Source organism: Pseudomonas sp. SWRI68, assembly GCF_014269165.1.
GTDB lineage: Bacteria > Pseudomonadota > Gammaproteobacteria > Pseudomonadales > Pseudomonadaceae > Aquipseudomonas > Aquipseudomonas capeferrum.
Genome location: NZ_JABWRU010000005.1, coordinates 142,015 through 159,414 on the forward strand (window position 1 = coordinate 142,015; position 17,400 = coordinate 159,414).

Below are 17,400 nucleotides of genomic sequence, written 5' to 3' on the forward strand. Positions count from 1 at the left end.
GGCTGAGCTTTGCTACCGTTAACCCACGCGGTTCGACCACATAGGGATAAGTCATGCGCATGCCATTGTTCGGGGTCTTGTCGGCGGTGCTGTGCCTGCAAGGCGTACCGGGGCTGGTCAAGGCCGAGGATGCTGCGGCGCCGCAAACCGCCGCAGTCGCCGCCAAGGAGGCGGTGTTCACCCAGGAGCAACTGGACCAGATGCTGGCGCCCCTTGCTCTTTACCCGGATGCGCTGCTGGCGCAGGTGCTGATGGCGGCGACCTACCCCGGGCAAGTGGCCGAGGCGGTGTCTTGGTCCAAGGCCAACCCTAAGGCCACTGGCGACGCTGCGGTCAAGCAAGTGGCCAACCAGGCCTGGGACCCGAGTGTGCAGGCGCTGGTCGCCTTCCCGCAGGTGCTGGCAACCCTCGGCCAGGACCCGGTCTGGGTCCAGCGTCTGGGCGATGCCTTCCTCGCGCAACCCGACGATGTCATGAATGGCGTGCAGCGCCTGCGTCACCAGGCCCAGGCTGCCGGTAACCTGCAGAGCAACCAGTACCAGCAGGTGACTGTGCAGGCGGCACCGGCGCCCAAGGCCAGTGCTCCGGCCAGCAGCGCGCCGACCACCATCATCATCGAGCCTGCCGAACCGCAGGTGGTGTACGTGCCCAGCTACAACCCGACCACCGCCTACGGCACCTGGGCCTACCCGGCCTCACCGCCGGTGTATTACCCGCCGCCGCCGATGTATTACGCAGGCTCCGCACTGGTGGCGGGGCTGGCGTTCGGTACCGGCGTAGCGATTGTCAGTTCGCTGTGGGGCAATTGCGACTGGGGCCACAACGACATCGATATCGACGTCAATCGCTACAACAACATCAACGTCAACAATCGCATCAGCAACAACCAGAACAAGTGGCAGCACAATGCGGTAAATCGCGAAGGCGTGCCATACCGCGATGCACGCAGCCGTCAGCAATATGGCCGGCAACTGGACGGCGCCGCGCAGCGCACCGCCTTCCGGGGTGACGACGCCCAGCGTGCCCAGGCACGGGACAAGGCGCGCGCCTCGATGGACAGGGCAGGCATCGAACGGCCTGCCACCAGCAACCGCGAGGCGCGCGACCGGGTGCGCGAGGCGCAGGCGAACACCCCACGGCCTGCCGAGCGGCGAGCGCAGGCGGGCAGTAACCGTGACAACCTGCAGGCCAGGCAGCAGGTGGCGCAAGCGCGGCCGGCCAACAGCGCTGGCCGTGCCCGCAATAACGCCTTCGATGGCGTGCGCTCGCCATCGAGCACCCGTGCGCAGGCCGACCGAGGTCGCATCAGCCAGTCGTTTGCCCAGCGGCCGCACACTGCGCGAGCCGCCGGGCATCAGATTTCCAGGCCCAGTGCGCCCATGCGCCGTGGTGGAGGGGGCCGTCGATGAACAGTCGATCAGGGTGGGTTGCCTGTGCCCGTTGCTGGTTGTTGGTCGCAGGGATGGCGAGCTCGTGCCTGGTGACGGCGCAGGAGGCCTTCCCGACGCCCGAAAAGGCCGCCGAAGCCTTTGTTGTAGCGCTGGGCAAGGAGCACGCCGACGAGACACGCTTGGCACAGTTGCTGGGGGATGACTGGCGAACCTATATTCCCAGCGGCGGCGTACAGCGCAGCGACGTGGATGCGTTCCTGCAGCAGTACCGCGAAGCGCACCGCGTTGAAAGGCCCCATGAGCACCAGGCCATCCTGGCGGTGGGGCACGAACGATGGAAACTGCCCATTCCCATTATCCAAGGCAGCCGCGGTTGGCGTTTCGACCTCAAGGCCGGCAGCGCCGAAATCCGCGCCAGGCGCATCGGCCGCAACGAGCTGGCGGCGTTGCAGTCGGTGCTGGCCTACCACGACGCGCAGCTCGATTACGCCGCGCAGGACCGCAATGGCAACGGTGCGCTCGAGTATGCACAGAAGATCCTCAGTACGCCCGGCAAGCACGACGGCCTGTACTGGGAAGATGCCGGCGATGGCCAGGTCAGCCCATTGGGGCCACTGTTCGGCCGGGATGTGGTCGGTGATGACTGGTACGGCTACCGTTTCCGCATCCTCGCTGCACAAGGCCCGTCAGCGCCCGGGGGCGCCTACAGCTACCTGATCGGCAACCAGATGAGCCGTGGTTTCGCCCTGGTTGCCTGGCCTGCCAAATATGACGACAGCGGGGTGATGAGTTTCATGATCAGCCACGACGGGCAGGTCTTCGAAAAGGACCTGGGGCCAGAAGGAGAGAAGCTCGCCAAGGCCATGAAGCGCTTCGACCCCGACGACAGCTGGAAGCTGGTCGATACCCCTGTTGGCGGCTGAAGCCGGCGCATCCTTGCGCTGCCGCATTCAGTGCGTGCGCACCGCGCGCACCTCGCGTGCGGTACAGCCATAGCGTTGGCGAAAGGCGCGGGTGAACTGGGCCTGGTCGGTGAAGCCCCAGCGAAACGCCAGCTCGCCGATCGCCAGGTGGCAGTGCGGGTCGCGCAGTTGCTGGTGCACCGCCTCCAGGCGCTGTTGGCGCACCCATTCGCCGAGGGTGTAGGGCGTGATCGAAAACAGTTTATGCAGGTAGCGCAGTGACAGGCCGCAGGCATTGGCGATGGCTTGCGGTGAAAGCTCGGGGTCGCCGAGGTTTTGCAGTACATAGCGCTCCACCCGGGTCAGGTGCAGCGTGCTGAGGTTGGAGCCTTCGCTGCCCAGCACGCGCTCATCCTGTTGCAGGGCCAGCAGCAGAGTCGCACTTGCTTGCTCCAGCAGCAGGTGGCGTGCCGCTGCGGGGCTGGCGTCGAAGTGGCGCGCGCAGAGGTCCAGCTGCTCGACGAAGATGCGCCCCAAACCTTGGCTGGCGTCGAAGCAGTGGCGGGTGTAGCGCCTGTGCCCGAGCAGGTTTGCCTTCAGCGCACGCTCCGGCAGCTTCAGTACCCACAGGTCATTGTCCGCGCGGTAGTGGAAGCGGTAAGGGGCGTCGCCGCGCTCGACGATAAAACCGCCAGGGCGGCAGCTCAGTTGGTGGCCATCCTGCTCGAAATGCACCTCGCTGCGGCTAGGGACGGTAACCAGGTAGAACGCGTCAGAGTCCTGGCCGATGTGCGCCTTGTTGCGTGAATAGCCGAGCTGGCTGGAGCGCAGGCGTGACAGGCTGAGCGGGGTGGTGGGCGTGCTCCAGCGCTGTAAGTGGCCGTCGAATGGCTGTTCGGCGGCAAATTCCAGGCTCAACGGGAAGTACGTATCACTGATCGCTTCGGCCCAGCGTGCCTGGCGTTCGGGCTGCGCCCAGCCGTGGGTCGAGAGTTCTGTGGGCATGGTGGGTCCTTTTTCAAAGAGGGCAGCATTGAAAAAAGGAACTGCAGGCAAGCTACTCAAGCAGCTCTTGTTATTGTGCAAAAAAGCCCGGCTGCGCAAAGCGGCCGGGCAGGTATCACGCCCATGATCGGCGCGTGCCGACCTTCGGATCAAGCGCCGCGTGTCACCCGGTAGGTGGCAGACGGCTCCAGGCAAGCTTGCCAGCCTGGCGGCACGACGATGTTGGTGGTGTCCTCCTTGATCACACAGGGTCCCTGCACGGTCTGCCCAGGCAGCAGGCGGTTACCGTTGAACACCGGCGTGCGTTGCCACTCACTGTCGGCACTGAACAGCATCGGGCGCTCGCTGTCCGGGGCTGCCGCCGGTGGCTGGGCCGGCCCTTGCAGCGTTGGCTGTGGCGGGCGGGGCAGGTGACCGATGACCGAGCACTCCAGGTTGACCAGCTCTACCGGGCTCTCTGGTTCGCTGTACGAATAGAGCGTCTGGTGGCGCACGTGGAAAGCCTCGATCAGTGCTGCCAGCCCGTTGCTGTCCAGGGCGTGGCGTTCCAGCTGCACGCTGCATTCGTGGATCTGCCCTCGGTAGCGCATTTCCAGGGTGTAGTGGCAACTGCTGGCCTGGTCGCCGAAACCGTCTTCGCGCAGGTTCGCCAGGCCCTGCTGGCGCAGCTCGGCGAGGGCATGGTTGAGCTGCGCCAGGTCAGCGTGCTGCGCGTCCAGGCGCATCGACAGGCTGGTCAGCTGGTCATAACGCACATCCGAGAGGATCTGGCCGAAGGCGCACAGCCCTGAGGCCACTTTGGGGATCAGCACGGTGTGCATGCCGATTTCTTCGGCCAGGCGCACCACGTGCATGCCCGCCGCGCCGCCCGCCCCGATCAGGGCGAAGTCGCGAGGGTCGTGGCCGCGTTCGATGGACACCCGGCGGATACCGTTGACCATGTTCAGGTTGACCAGGGTGGTAATGCCAAACGCGGCGCGTTCCACGCTGATGCCCAGCGGCTCGGCGACCTTGATGCGGATGGCGTCCAGCGCCGCCTGGCGGTTCAAGCGAATGCTGCCACCGAGCAATGCGCCATCGGGCAGGTAACCCAGGGCCAGGTTGGCATCGGTGACGGTGGGTTCAGTGCCGCCTTTGCCATAGCACACCGGGCCGGGCGTGGCGCCGGCGCTGCGTGGGCCGACCTGGAGCATGCCGAATTCGTCGAGGTGAGCGATGGAGCCACCACCGGCGCCCAGGGTTTCCACCTGGATCATCGGCACGCCGATACGCTGACGCAGAAAGTCCACGTCCTTGCTGAAGTTGGTGCGCCCGGCGTTGGTCAGGGTAATGTCGAACGAGGTGCCCCCCATGTCCACCGTGATGACGTTGTCGATGCCGAACGGGCGCGCTACCGCGAGCCCGGCCTGGGGCGCCGAGGCAGGCCCCGAGTTGATCGCGTTGACCGCACGCTCACGCATCAGGTGGCCGGGTGCCAGGCCGCCGTTGGACTGGAAGTAGCGTACCGGTTGCTGCGCGCCCAGTTCCTCGAACAGGCTGTCGATGCGTGCCACGTAACGCGCCATCACCGGGCTCAGGTAGGCGTTGACCACGGTGGTGGAGGTACGGGTGTATTCGCGGATTTGCGGGAACACTTCAACGCCTGTGCAGACGAACACCCCGGGCAGCGCCGCCCGTACAAGCTCGGCGGCGCGCTGCTCATGGCTGGGGTTGCGCACCGACCAGAGGAAGGAGATGGCCACCGCCTGCACGCCTTCGGCACGCAAGTAATCGATGGCCTCGTGTACCGCGCGTTCGTCCAGCGGGGTGTGTTCGCGGCCATCACCGAGGATCCGGCCGCCGATGGGGCGGCGCAGGTGTCGCGGGGCAAGCATGTGCGCCGGCGGGTAGTGGGCGTCATAGCGGTGGCCCTCTTCTTTGTGGCCGAGGCGGATCTCCAGGCTGTCTTCGTGGCCTTCGGTGCACAGCAGGCCGACCTTGACCCCGGTGCGCTCGATCAGGGCGTTGAGGGCGACCGTGGTGCCGTTGATGCACAGGTCGCAGTTGGCGATGATCTCGGCCGGCGTGCGGCCGGTGGCGTCGGCGATCTGCGCCAGGCCGGCGCGAATGGCCAGGGTGCCATCCTGCGGCGTGGATGGGGCTTTGAACAGCTGCACGCCACCGTCGCAGTCAGCCAGGATGAAGTCGGTGAAGGTGCCGCCGGCGTCGATGCCCAGGCGATATTGATTGCGCATGATGGGTCTCCGGTCAGTGCAGGTCGCGGGCAAGGCGGGTGGCGGTTTCGTCGAGCTGGCCGTCGGCATCGACGATTACTGCGTAGTCCAGGGCTGCGCCCTGGGGCGACACCAGGCCGTTGCGCAGGTCTTGCAGCACGGCAGCTACCGGGCGGCGCAACGGGTCGCCGTAGCCACCACCGCCAGGGTTGATGTTGATGATCCGCTCGCCGGGCTGCAGGGTGAGCATGGGGTTCTGGGTGTAGTGGTCTTGTGTGCCATCAGCGTGCTGGTGGATCAACCGGCCGAGCTTGGGTGCGAGCAGGCCATTGCGTGCTCCGGCTGCGCCGGCCGTGGGCAGTTGGCGGCCTTCGCCGAAGCCGACCACGGTCATCGCGTGTTGCAGCGGTTCGATCTCCAGGCGGGTGCCGGAACCGCCGCGAAACTCACCGGCACCGCCACTGTCGGCCATCAGGCTGTAGCGGTGGATAAGCACCGGGTAGGCGTGCTCGAGCAACTCGATGTCGCCGCTCATCAGCGCGCCAAAGCAGCACAACGGCCCGCATGCGTGCCAGCCATCCATGACCTTGTTGGCGCCGGCGCCGGCAATGATCGAGGCCAGTACCATGGTGACGTACTCGCTGTTGTCGTTGCGCGGGTCGTGGCCGGCGATGTTGATGCCGCTGGTATGGCCCCACGAGGCGGTGACCCGCTGCGGCGAGGCTTGCTCCAGCGCCGTGCGTACGGCATCGGCCAGGGTTTCCATCGGGGTGGTGGTGCAGTTGACGTGCGGTGCCGGCTCCTGGGCGTTGCACAGGGTGCCCTTGGCGCCGACATCGACCGTGACGCAGCGATACAGGCCCTCGTTGTAGGGCGGTGCGACCTGGGCGAACATCATCAGCCCAAGGTACACGCCGGAAACCGAGTTGCCCTCGTAGGAGTTGATGAAGTAGGGCACCTGCGGTGGGCTTTCGATACGCACGTGCGCTTGGTCGCCACGGATCTCGACATGGGCGGTGATGGCCAGCTCGCCCAGGCCGTGGCCGGAGTCTTCGAGCACGGCGGTGCCGCTGTACTGGCCGTCCGGCACGTCGCGCAGCAGGGCGCGCATGTGGCGGTCGGCCATGTTCTTCAGCTCGGCAATGCACGCGCGAACTTGCTCGACGCCGTACTTGTCGAGCAAGTCGAGCAAGTGCCGTTCACCGACTTTGCAGGCCCCGTACTGGGCATTGAGGTCGCCTTCCTGGTAAGGGCGGGCGCGCATGTTGGTGAGCATGAAGTTGATCACGTCTTCCCGGCGCTTGCCCTTTTCCCACAGCTTGACGGGCGGGATACGCAGGCCCTCGGCGTAAATCTCTTTGGCGTCCGGGTTGTAGCCAGCGGGTACCGGCCCACCGATGTCGGTCAGGTGGCCCTTGCACACGGTCCAGAACACCAGCTCGCCCTGGTAGTACACCGGCTTGTACATGCAGCAGTCGAGGATGTGGCTGCCCTTGTACGCCGGGTCGTTGTGGTAGATCACGTCACCTTCGGCGATGTCGTCACCGAAGCATTCGGCCACGCACTTCATCGCGGGGATCAGCGAACCCAGATGGATGGGGATGTCCTGGCCTTGCAGGATCATTTCGGGGAGGTGGTCGAACAGCGAGTTCGAGTAGTCGTGGGCCAGGTTGAACACACTGGAGCGGCCAGTCTTTTCCAGGGTCAAGGTCATTTCCCGCTGCGCTGTCTCCAGCGCACCCCGGACAACCGCAAGGGTGATCGGATCTACTGTTTTCATGGGTCACCAACGTTTCTTGTTGTGCTTTGGGTGCGTGCCGCAGAGCTCGGCGCGTGGTGACAGGCTACGGGGGGAGGGGGCGGCTGACTTGTCGGTGGGTGTACTGCTTGTTGCGCGTGGGTGCACGGGTGCGGGCAATTATTCCGCTGGGGTTCTGTGGCGGCGGCCTATCGGCCCAGCAACTGCTGCACCAGCCACTGCCCGGCCGGGCCGAGGGCGCGGCGGCGTGACCAGGCGATATCCATGTCGACCCGCCGCGGGTAACCGGCCACCTGCAATTGCACCAGGCCGCTGCCAAAGCGGGTGACCAGCGCTTTGGGCAGTTCTGCCCAGCCAAAACCACGGTCGGCGAACTCCAGCAAGGTCAGGTAATCCGGTGCCGACCAGGCTTGGCCGCGGTCGTGATGCAAGCTGGGGGCGTACGTCTTGATGTACAGCTGGCGCACACTCTCCAGCTGCTGGCGCTGCACCGTGCGCAGGGCCGCCAGCGGGTGGTCGGCGCTGACATACACGCAAAACTCCGCCTGTTCAGGCAGGCGCGCCACGGCGACGTCGGCAGGGTAGTGGGGCTGTGCGGCCAGTATGCCGATCTGGGCCATGTCCAGTTGCACCAGCTCGATCACATCAGCGTCTTCAGACGGGCCGCAGCGCAGTTCGGTGTGCGGGTAGCGGTCGGCGAAGCCGGCCATGACCGCACTTTGGAACGTGACGCTGTAGCTGTCCGACATCACCACCGAGACCAGCGCTTCAACATGCTCGCCCAACCTCAGCGCCAGGGCGTCGAGCCCGGCGCTGGCATCGAGGATCGCTTCGACGTGCGGCAACACCTGGCGGCCTGCGGCATTGAGCGTGGGGTGGCGCCCACCTCGGTCGAACAGGGGGCAGCCGATATCGGCCTCGAAATTGGCAATGGCGATGCTGACGGTGGACTGGCTTTTCTTGAGTTTGCGCGCCGCCGCAGAAAACGAGCCGAGTGAGGCAGCTTCGACAAAGGCAAGCAAGGCTTCCGGTGAGTAGCGCATAGGTATTGATAAAATCGATGGGTGCTATGTCGCGAGTATCTGTTCTATCAAAGAAAATAGAAAGCACGTCTTAAGCAATCGATGGAACTAGTAATGAAAAAGGTCTCTTTCACCGAGCGTATGGTCCATGCGGTGGGTTATGAAGTGTTCGCCGTGCTGCTGTGCGCACCGCTGTTGTCCTGGGTGCTGGGTAAGTCTTTGGCCACCGCGGGCACACTGGCGGTCACCCTGTCGGTAATCGCCATGGTGTGGAACATGGTCTACAACGCATTGGTCGACCGCTTCGTGCAGACCGAGCGGGTTGACTGGAAAGCCCGTGCGCGCGTCGTGCATGGCCTGGGCTTCGAGGCGGGGTTGGTGGTGTGGTGCCTGCCTGTGGCGGCCTGGATGCTGGATATTTCGCTGCTGCAGGCGTTCATGGTCGAGCTGGGCTTCTTTGTGATCATCCTGCCCTACACCGTGGTGTACAACTGGGTGTTCGACAAGCTCCGGCACCATGTGTCCCAGCGCCAGGCAGCGGCCTGAAGGCCGCCGCTACGACCGCCCGATGCCCTCGGTGTGCATGATTTGCGCAATGATCGGCACCGGGGTCATCAGGTGCGAGTGCATCATGGCGCTGGCGCGCTTGGCATCGCGGGCCAGGATCGCCTCGACCAGCGCCGAATGCTCCTGGCGCTTGAGTTCAAGCGCCTGCTCGGAAAACACCGTCTGCGTCAGCCACAAATGGCGGTAACGCTCAGCCTGGTCGAACAGGTAGGTGCGGGCCTGCAGCAGGTGCTTGGAGCCGCACCCCGAGGCGATGGCGGTGTGAAACGCCTTGTGCCGTTCATCCCACACATCCAGCCGTTGCTCGCGGGTTTTCACCTCCACCACTTTGGCCAGGGTATGCGAACAGGCCAGCACCGACGCTTCCCAAGCGTCATCGCCGCGTTCGATGGCCAGGCTGATGATCATGGCTTCCAGGTTGGCGCGGGCATCGTAGATGTCGTTCATCTCCGCCAGTGACATGGGCGCGACACGGTAGCCTTTCTGGCTGATGACAATCACCAGGTGCTCGGCCACCAACTGCGAAAGCGCCTCGCGCAGCGGCCCCACTCCCAGTTCGTAGCGGTCCTTGAGGGTGCTCATCAAGAGCTTCTCCCCAGGCTTGAACACGCCGCGGATGATGTCCTTCTTGAGCCTCTCATACCCGCTGAATGCTGAGTTTTGTCGGGGAGCGAGCGCTTCCAAAGTCCTGTTCCTCAAAACGTTTTGCCGATCATACCGAAACCGCTGGCGGACGAAAAACAATGGACATACTGTCTAAGTGTCTTCGTTTTATAAAAATGTAGACATTTTCATTGGGTGGCGATATTTTTGCTTCGCCCGCACTGATCCAGATCACGACTGGACCGTGCTATCTCCTTTTTCTGCCAGGACCTCGCCATGAACGCTTTTACGCAGATCAACCAACCTGTGCTGCCGCTGCCGCTCGAACCGCGTGGTTACACCATCGCCCCGTCGAAGCAGTCGCCTCGTCTGCTTGAACTGACCTTTGCCCGCGAGACCGTGCAGGCGTTCGTCGAGGCTGTGGCCCAGTGGCCGGTGCAGGCGCTGGAATACAAGTCGTTTCTGCGTTTTCGGGTGGGCGAGATCCTCGACGAGCTGTGCCAGGGCACGCTGCGCCCGGTACTGCTCAACACCATCCTCGACCGCGCCAGCGGCGGCATGCTGATCACCCCGCTGGGGCTGGATGACGTGAGCCAGGCCGAGGACATGGTCAAGTTCACCACCGCCTGTGCGCACCTGATCGGCCGCTCCAACTACGACGCCATGAGCGGCCAGTACTACGCCCGCTTCGTGGTGGTGAACAGCGACAACTCCGACAGCTACCTGCGCCAGCCGCACCGCGTCATGGAGCTGCACAACGACGGCACCTTCGTGAACCAGATCACCGACTACGTGCTGATGCTGAAAATCGACGAAAGGAACATGGAAGGCGGCAACTCGCTGCTGCTGCACCTGGACGATTGGGAGCAGTGCGAGGCGTTCTTCCGCCACCCGCTGGCGCGCCGCGAGATGCGCTGGACCGCGCCGCCCAGCAAGAACGTGGCCGAGGACGTGTTCCATTCGGTATTCGACAACGACGCTGAAGGCCGGCCGACCATGCGCTACATCGACCAGTTCGTGCAGCCGGAAAACTTCGAGGAAGGCGTCTGGTTGAACGCCTTGTCCGAATCGCTGGAGGGCAGCGACAAGAAACTGTCCGTGCCGGTGGCGGTGGGCAGCTTCGTCTTGATCAATAATCTGTTCTGGCTCCACGGCCGCGACCGCTTCACACCGCACGACGGCCTGCGCCGCGAGCTGATGCGCCAACGCGGCTATGTCGCCTTCCCCAAGCCGCTGTACCAACGCGGCCAGTAAACACGGCGCGGGAGGTAACACTGTGTACGATTTCATCATCATCGGCGGTGGCATTGTGGGCATGTCCACCGCCATGCACCTGATCAAGGTGTACCCGGACGCCAAGATTCTCCTGCTGGAGAAGGAGTCCGGCCCGGCGCGCCACCAGACCGGGCACAATAGCGGGGTGATCCATGCCGGGGTGTACTACACCCCCGGCAGCCTCAAGGCACGCTTCTGCCTGGAAGGCAACAAGGCAACCAAGGCCTTCTGCACCCAGCACGGCATCGCCTTCGATGAATGCGGCAAGTTGCTGGTGGCCACCAACGACCTGGAAATGCAACGCATGAAGGCGTTGTGGGAACGCACCGCGGCCAATGGCCTGGAGCGCCAGTGGTTGTCGGCCGACGAGCTGCATGAGCGCGAGCCCAATATCGTCGGCCTGGGCGGGATCTTCGTGCCCTCCAGCGGCATCGTCAATTATGCCGAGGTGACGGCGGCCATGGGCCGTGAGTTCCAGCGTGCCGGTGGCGAGATCCGCTACAGCGCCGAAGTGGTCGGCCTCGAGGAGCGCGCCAGCGAAGTGGTCGTGCGTACCCGCAGCGACGAGGTGCACAGCCGCTTCCTGGTCACCTGTTCGGGGCTGATGGCCGACCGCGTGGTGAGCATGCTTGGCATCCGCACCCACTTTGTGATCTGCCCGTTCCGCGGCGAGTACTACTTGCTGCCCAAGCAGCACGACCAGATCGTCAACCACCTGATCTACCCGATTCCGGACCCGTCCATGCCGTTTCTGGGCGTGCACCTGACGCGCATGATCGACGGCACCGTGACCGTGGGCCCCAACGCGGTGCTGGCGATGAAGCGCGAAGGCTACCGCAAGGCCGACGTCAGCGTGGCGGACATGTTCCAGACCCTGACCACTCCCGGCATCCTCAAGGTGCTGGCCAAGAACCTGCGCCCGGGCCTGATCGAGATGAAGAATTCACTGTTCAAGGGCGGCTACCTCAAGCAGGTGCAGAAGTACTGCCCGAGCATCACCAAGGATGACCTCACACCTTACCCGGCGGGTGTCCGGGCACAGGCGGTGTCACGCGATGGCAAGCTCATCGACGATTTCCTCTTCGTCAATTCGGCGCGCAGCGTGAACGTCTGCAATGCGCCATCGCCTGCCGCCACCTCGGCCATCCCGATCGGCGCCTACATCGTCGAGAAGGTCTGCGCACAAGTCGCCCTGCAGGGGGGCGGCTTGCCCAAGCCAGACCTGGCCGGCAAGCAGCGCGCTGCCGGCTGAGCAGGCCGGCAACCCCAGCGGATCTGCGTTTCGTTTTACTCAACCCGCCTGGCCCTACTCACCATTTAGGGCCGGGTGGGCTTTTTCGCGCCCGTGTTCGCTAGACGGCGCAGCGCGGGCATGACAAGAACAAGAAGGTAAGGCCATGCAAACAGACAAGAACAATTTGAGTCATGGGTTGAAATCGCGGCACGTCACCATGTTGTCCATCGCCGGGGTGATCGGCGCCGGCCTGTTCGTCGGCTCCGGTCGGGCCATCGCCGAGGCCGGGCCCGCCACCATCCTCGCGTATATCCTGGCCGGTGGGCTGGTGGTGCTGGTCATGCGCATGCTGGCCGAAATGGCGGTCGCCTCACCGGATACCGGCTCGTTTTCCACCTATGCCGACCTCGCCATCGGCAAGTGGGCCGGCTATACCATCGGTTGGCTGTACTGGTGGTTCTGGGTGCTGATCATCCCCATCGAGGCCAACATTGCCGCCACCATCATCAACACCTATGTGCCGCAGATGGAAATCTGGGTGCTGTCGTTGGTGATCACGCTGCTGCTGACGGCCACCAACCTGTTCAGCGTGAAGAACTACGGCGAGTTCGAGTTCTGGCTGGCGCTGGTCAAGGTCATTGCCATCGTCGCCTTCATTATTCTGGGCGCCTGCGCCATTTTCGGCCTGCTGCCCAGCGCCGGCGTCAGCGGTGTTTCGCGCCTGTGGGACACCGGCGGCTTCATGCCCAATGGCTTCGGCGCGGTACTCAGTGCCATGCTGATCACCATGTTCTCGTTCCTTGGGGCCGAGGTGGTGACCATTGCCGCCGCCGAGTCGGACGAGGCGGGCAAGCATATCTCCAAGGCCACCAACTCGGTGATCTGGCGGATCACGCTGTTCTACATCCTGTCGATCTTCATCGTCATCGCGCTGGTGCCCTGGACCGACCCGCGGTTGGCCACCGAGGGCTCCTACGTCACGGTGCTGGATACGCTTGGTGTGCCGCATGCCAAGGCCATCATCGACTTCGTCGTGCTGACCTCGGTCACCAGCTGCCTGAACTCGTCGCTGTACACCGCGTCGCGCATGGTCTATTCGCTGAGCCGTCGTGGTGATGCGCCGGCCTGTGCCCAAGTGACCAGCCGCAGCGGTACGCCGATTGTCGCGGTGCTGCTGTCCACCGGTGCGGCGTTTCTGGCGGTGATCGCCAATTACCTGGTGCCGGCCAAGGTGTTTGGCTTCCTGATGGCAAGCTCCGGCGCCATCGCCTTGCTGGTGTACCTGGTGATTGCCATTTCCCAGCTGCGCCTGCGCAAGCGCCTGACTGCGCAAGGCAAGACACTGAACTACCGCATGTGGCTGTTCCCATGGCTGACCTGGGCGGTGATCCTGTTCATCAGCAGCGTGCTGGTGGTGATGCTGTTGCGCCCGGACCATCGCCTTGAGGTGGTTTCCACCCTGGTGCTGGCGGTCTTCGTGGTGTGCTCGGGGTTGCTGATCACGCGCCGACGGGCGCGGGTGGCGCCAGGCAGCACCGTGGGGCAGGGCGCCTAGGCGGCCGGTAACAGACGAACGTTGCATCTCAGACGAGCAAGATCCATCAGGCTGTGAGAGGATGGCCGCCACCTCCACGGCTCGGCCACAGGACCCCAGAACTCAAGCCTGATGAAGACTCCAAAAAGAATCGAACCCCTGATCGAAGACGGCCTGGTCGACGAAGTACTGCGACCTCTGATGAGCGGCAAGGAAGCTGCGGTCTACGTGGTGCGCTGCGGTACCCAGGTGCGCTGCGCCAAGGTCTACAAAGAGGCCAACAAGCGTAGTTTCCGCCAGGCCGCCGAGTACCAGGAAGGCCGCAAGGTACGTAACAGCCGCCAGGCCCGCGCCATGGCCAAAGGCTCCAAGTACGGCCGTAAAGAGGCCGAAGATGCTTGGCAGAACGCTGAAGTGGCGGCCCTGTTCCGCCTGGCCAGCGCCGGTGTGCGGGTGCCCAAGCCTTACGATTTCCAGGATGGCGTACTGTTGATGGAGCTGGTGACGGACGCCGACGGCGACGCCGCCCCGCGCCTCAACGATGTGCACCTGGAAGCCGAAGAAGCCCGCGAATTCCACACATTCGTCATCCGCCAGATCGTCCTGATGCTCTGCGCAGGGCTGGTGCACGGCGACCTCTCCGAGTTCAACGTGCTGCTCGGCCCTGACGGCCCGGTGATCATCGACTTGCCACAAGCGGTGGATGCAGCCGGCAACAACCATGCCTTCAGCATGTTGCAGCGTGATGTGTCGAACATGGCCCATTACTTCGGCCGCTTCGCCCCGGAGCTCAAGGACACCCGCTATGCCCAGGAAATGTGGGCGTTGTTCGAAGCGGGCGAACTGAAAGCGGACAGCCCGTTGACCGGCGTGTTCGCTGACGACGACGAGCAAGCCGACGTGGACGGCGTGCTGCGTGAAATCGAAGCCGCGCGGTTCGATGACGCCCGCCGCCGCGCCGCCTTGGCGGACGCCGAGCGTGGCCCGGTCAAGGGTGAAGAACCCCCTCCGCCCTGGATGCAGTAGTCCATTGGGGCCGCCTGGCGGCCCAACCCTGTGGCGCTGGCGAGGTTCAGTTCGCTGGCGGCACAAACCCGTTGCGCTGGTAGAACCGCTCCAGCTCATGGGCCTCAGGCTCTACCCCGGTGAAAATCCGCAGGTACTCTGGAATGAAGCGCATCCGCAGCGCCAGCGGTTCGTAGGTCTTCATGCTGATGTAGCCGATCTGCGCCAGGTAGATCGAGCGGGCGCGCGTGGCGGCGGCGTCCTCGCTGAAGCCAAAGCGGTCGAACATCTGTTTCAAGGCCTCCATGCGCAGGGCGTCGGCCTCGACGATCTCGGCGGCCACCTGCTCCGACTGCAGGGCCCAACTGCGCATGGCGAATTCGAACTGCGAATCGAACAGTTCGCTGTTCAGCCAGCAATCGAACACATTGAGTATCGCCTCGCTGATCGACGCCGCATACGCCTGTGAATGGCTCACCAGGTTGCTGGTGTTCTTGCGCTTCCACTGCTCGATCAGCGCTGCCAGCAACGCCTCGCGGTCCTCGAAGTACCAATAGAAACTGGTGCGGGCAAGGTTGAGTTTTTTCGCCAGCGGCAATACCCGCACAGCATCCACCCCCGATTCCTTGAGGGTTTCGTAAGCGGCGTTCAGCCAGCTTTCGAGCGAACCGCGGGCGGCGAGTTCTGGGGTCTTCGAAGTCATGTTCATGGGCGCATTCTTTCGTATCCAGGGCAGGCTGGCAAGCGCAATGTACACCTGTGTCTAATTAATTGACACCTATGTACATGGGGGCTAATGTCGTTTTTGCCTGATGCCCTGAACGCGAGAACAATCATGTCAAATGACCCGTTGCTTCAGCCGTACCAACTCAAGCACCTCACCTTGCGCAACCGCATCATCACCACCTCCCACGAACCGGCCTACCCCGAAGACGGCATGCCCAAGCAGCTGTACCGTGCCTACCATGTCGAGCGCGCCAAGGCCGGCGTGGCAATGACCATGACCGCCGGCTCCGCCGCCATTTCCCGAGACAGCCCGCCAGTGTTCAACAACGTGCTGGCCTACAAGGACGAGGTGGTCGGCTGGATGAAAGACCTCACCGACGAGTGCCACGAGCATGGCGCGGCGGTGATGATCCAGCTCACCCACCTGGGCCGGCGTACCCGCTGGGACAAAGGCGACTGGTTGCCAGTGGTGTCACCGTCGCACAACCAGGAGCCGGCGCACCGGGCCTTCCCCAAGCGCCTGGAGATCTGGGACATCGAGCGCATCATCAAGGACTACGCCGACGCTGCCGAACGCATGCAGGCCGCCGGGCTCGACGGCATCGAGCTGCAGGCCTACGGCCACCTGATGGACCAGTTCTGGTCACCGCTGACCAACGAGTTGCAGAACGTCTACGGCGGCTCCCTGGAAAACCGCCTGCGCTTCACCTTCGAAGTGCTCGCCGCGATTCGCCAGCGGGTGGGCGACGCGTTCATCGTCGGTATCCGCTACACCGGCGACGAAGTGTTGGCCGGCGGCTTGACCCGGCAGGAAGGCCTGCAGATTTCGCAGTTGCTCAAAAACAGCGGGATGATCGACTTTCTCAACGTGATACGCGGCAATATCGCCACCGACGCAGGCCTTACCGACATCATCCCGATCCAGGGCATGCGCAACGCCCCGCACCTGGACTTCGCTGGCGAGATCCGTTCGCTGACCGGCTTCCCGACCTTCCATGCGGCGAAAATCCCGGACGTTGCCACGGCCCGCCATGCCATCGCCGCAGGCCTGGTGGACATGGTCGGCATGACCCGCGCGCACATGACCGACCCGCACATCGTGCGCAAGATCATCGAAGGCCGCGAAGACCAGATCCGCCCCTGTGTCGGCGCCAACTATTGCCTGGACCGCATCTACCACGGTGGTGCCGCCTACTGTATTCACAACGCCGCCACCGGGCGCGAAACCAGCATGCCCCACGACATCGCCAAGGCGCCGGTGCGGCGCAAGGTGGTCATCGTCGGTGCCGGCCCGGCAGGGCTGGAGGCGGCGCGGGTGGCGGGCGAGCGTGGCCATGAAGTGGTGGTGTACGAGGTGGCCGACAAGGCCGGCGGGCAAATCCGCCTGACCGCGCAGTCCGAGCGGCGCAAGGAAATGATCAGCATCGTCGACTGGCGCCTGGCCCAGTGCGAGCGCCTGGGCGTGACCTTCCACTACAACGTGTGGGCCGACAGCCAGATCATCCTCGACGAGGCCGCCGATGTGGTCATCGTCGCCACCGGTGGGCTTCCCCATACCGAAGTGCTGGAACACGGCAACGACCTGGTGGTGTCGAGCTGGGACATCATCTCCGGCGACGTGAAGCCTGGGCGCAACGTGCTGGTGTATGACGATGCCGGGGACCATGCCGCCCTGCAGGCCGCCGAGTTCATTGCGCAAAGCGGCGCACGCACCGAGATCATGACCCCCGACCGAACCTTCTCGCCAGAAGTCATGGGCATGAACCTGGTGCCCTACATGCGCACCCTGCAGCAACTGGACACGACCTTCACCGTCACCTGGCGGCTGAAGGCGGTACACAAGGGCGAAGGCGGCCTGCTGGCCAGCATCGGCACCGACTACAGCGAGCTGCGCCAGACCCGGCAAGTCGACCAGGTGGTGGTCAACCATGGCACCCGCCCGCTGGACGAGCTGTATTTCCAGCTGTGCCCGTTGTCCAGCAATGAAGGGGCGGTGGAGTACATGGACCTCATTGCCGGCCGCCCGCAAACCGTGGCCCGGCGCAACGACGGGCGCTTCCAGCTGTTTCGCATCGGCGACGCGGTGGCCTCGCGCAATACCCACGCGGCCATCTATGACGCGCTGCGCCTGGTGAAAGACCTCTGATCGGTACGCTGCACCTTA

General features: G+C 64.2%; 14 protein-coding genes. 8 read left to right on the forward strand and 6 right to left on the reverse strand.

Annotated elements, in window-relative coordinates; all coding sequences use genetic code 11:
• Positions 1-53: 53 nt before the first annotated feature.
• Positions 54-1,409: a DUF3300 domain-containing protein gene (locus HU770_RS10265; RefSeq protein WP_186663596.1), complete on the forward strand. Its 1,356-nt coding sequence runs from the start codon at positions 54-56 to the stop codon at positions 1,407-1,409.
• Positions 1,406-2,314, forward strand: a complete 909-nt coding sequence (locus tag HU770_RS10270) for a DUF2950 domain-containing protein (RefSeq protein ID WP_186663597.1) — start codon at positions 1,406-1,408, stop codon at positions 2,312-2,314. The genes HU770_RS10265 and HU770_RS10270 overlap by 4 nt, the downstream gene beginning before the upstream one ends.
• 27 nt (positions 2,315-2,341) lie before the next feature.
• Here HU770_RS10270 and HU770_RS10275 read toward each other — a convergent pair whose 3' ends face one another.
• The 4 genes from HU770_RS10275 to HU770_RS10290 all read right to left on the reverse strand — a co-directional run bounded on the left by HU770_RS10275 (position 2,342) and on the right by HU770_RS10290 (position 8,313).
• A complete protein-coding gene (locus tag HU770_RS10275; protein ID WP_186660350.1) occupies positions 2,342-3,298 on the reverse strand; it encodes a helix-turn-helix domain-containing protein in 957 nt (318 codons plus the stop codon).
• Positions 3,299-3,447: 149 nt separating this feature from the next.
• Positions 3,448-5,532: a hydantoinase/oxoprolinase family protein gene (locus HU770_RS10280; RefSeq protein ID WP_186663598.1), complete on the reverse strand. Its 2,085-nt coding sequence runs from the start codon at positions 5,530-5,532 to the stop codon at positions 3,448-3,450.
• Positions 5,533-5,545: 13 nt separating this feature from the next.
• Positions 5,546-7,291: a hydantoinase B/oxoprolinase family protein gene (locus HU770_RS10285; RefSeq protein ID WP_186660346.1), complete on the reverse strand. Its 1,746-nt coding sequence runs from the start codon at positions 7,289-7,291 to the stop codon at positions 5,546-5,548.
• A 167-nt stretch (positions 7,292-7,458) separates the two neighbouring features.
• The gene (locus HU770_RS10290; protein ID WP_186663599.1) at positions 7,459-8,313 is read right to left on the reverse strand and encodes a LysR family transcriptional regulator; all 855 of its coding nucleotides are present in this window, start codon (positions 8,311-8,313) and stop codon (positions 7,459-7,461) included.
• Positions 8,314-8,406: 93 nt separating this feature from the next.
• On the opposite strand from HU770_RS10290, the gene HU770_RS10295 reads away from it, so the two are divergent.
• A complete protein-coding gene (locus HU770_RS10295; protein WP_186663600.1) occupies positions 8,407-8,838 on the forward strand; it encodes a multidrug/biocide efflux PACE transporter in 432 nt (143 codons plus the stop codon).
• 9 nt (positions 8,839-8,847) lie between these two features.
• On the opposite strand, the gene csiR is transcribed toward HU770_RS10295, so the two are convergent.
• Positions 8,848-9,543, reverse strand: coding sequence for a DNA-binding transcriptional regulator CsiR (gene csiR, locus HU770_RS10300; protein ID WP_047583363.1), 696 nt, complete (start codon positions 9,541-9,543; stop codon positions 8,848-8,850).
• A 195-nt stretch (positions 9,544-9,738) separates the two neighbouring features.
• On the opposite strand from csiR, the gene glaH reads away from it, so the two are divergent.
• The 4 genes from glaH (at position 9,739) to HU770_RS10320 (ending at position 14,531) form a co-directional block, all read left to right on the forward strand.
• On the forward strand, positions 9,739-10,716 hold the full coding sequence (glaH, locus tag HU770_RS10305) for a glutarate dioxygenase GlaH (protein ID WP_033697526.1): 978 nt from the start codon (positions 9,739-9,741) through the stop codon (positions 10,714-10,716).
• Positions 10,717-10,738: 22 nt separating this feature from the next.
• Entirely contained in the window at positions 10,739-11,989 is a 1,251-nt protein-coding gene (lhgO, locus tag HU770_RS10310) for an L-2-hydroxyglutarate oxidase (protein ID WP_186663601.1), read from the forward strand.
• A gap of 145 nt (positions 11,990-12,134) precedes the next feature.
• Positions 12,135-13,526 (forward strand): GABA permease, encoded by a 1,392-nt coding sequence (gabP, locus tag HU770_RS10315; protein ID WP_033697528.1) that lies wholly within the window; start codon positions 12,135-12,137, stop codon positions 13,524-13,526.
• A gap of 111 nt (positions 13,527-13,637) precedes the next feature.
• Positions 13,638-14,531: a PA4780 family RIO1-like protein kinase gene (locus HU770_RS10320; protein ID WP_186660336.1), complete on the forward strand. Its 894-nt coding sequence runs from the start codon at positions 13,638-13,640 to the stop codon at positions 14,529-14,531.
• Positions 14,532-14,577: 46 nt separating this feature from the next.
• Here HU770_RS10320 and HU770_RS10325 read toward each other — a convergent pair whose 3' ends face one another.
• Complete coding sequence (locus tag HU770_RS10325; RefSeq protein WP_047583361.1) at positions 14,578-15,219, reverse strand: TetR/AcrR family transcriptional regulator; 642 nt, start codon at positions 15,217-15,219, stop codon at positions 14,578-14,580.
• A gap of 126 nt (positions 15,220-15,345) precedes the next feature.
• Here HU770_RS10325 and HU770_RS10330 point away from each other — a divergent pair, with 126 nt between their 5' ends.
• On the forward strand, positions 15,346-17,382 hold the full coding sequence (locus HU770_RS10330) for an NADH:flavin oxidoreductase (RefSeq protein ID WP_186660334.1): 2,037 nt from the start codon (positions 15,346-15,348) through the stop codon (positions 17,380-17,382).
• The last annotated feature ends 18 nt before the right edge of the window (positions 17,383-17,400 follow it).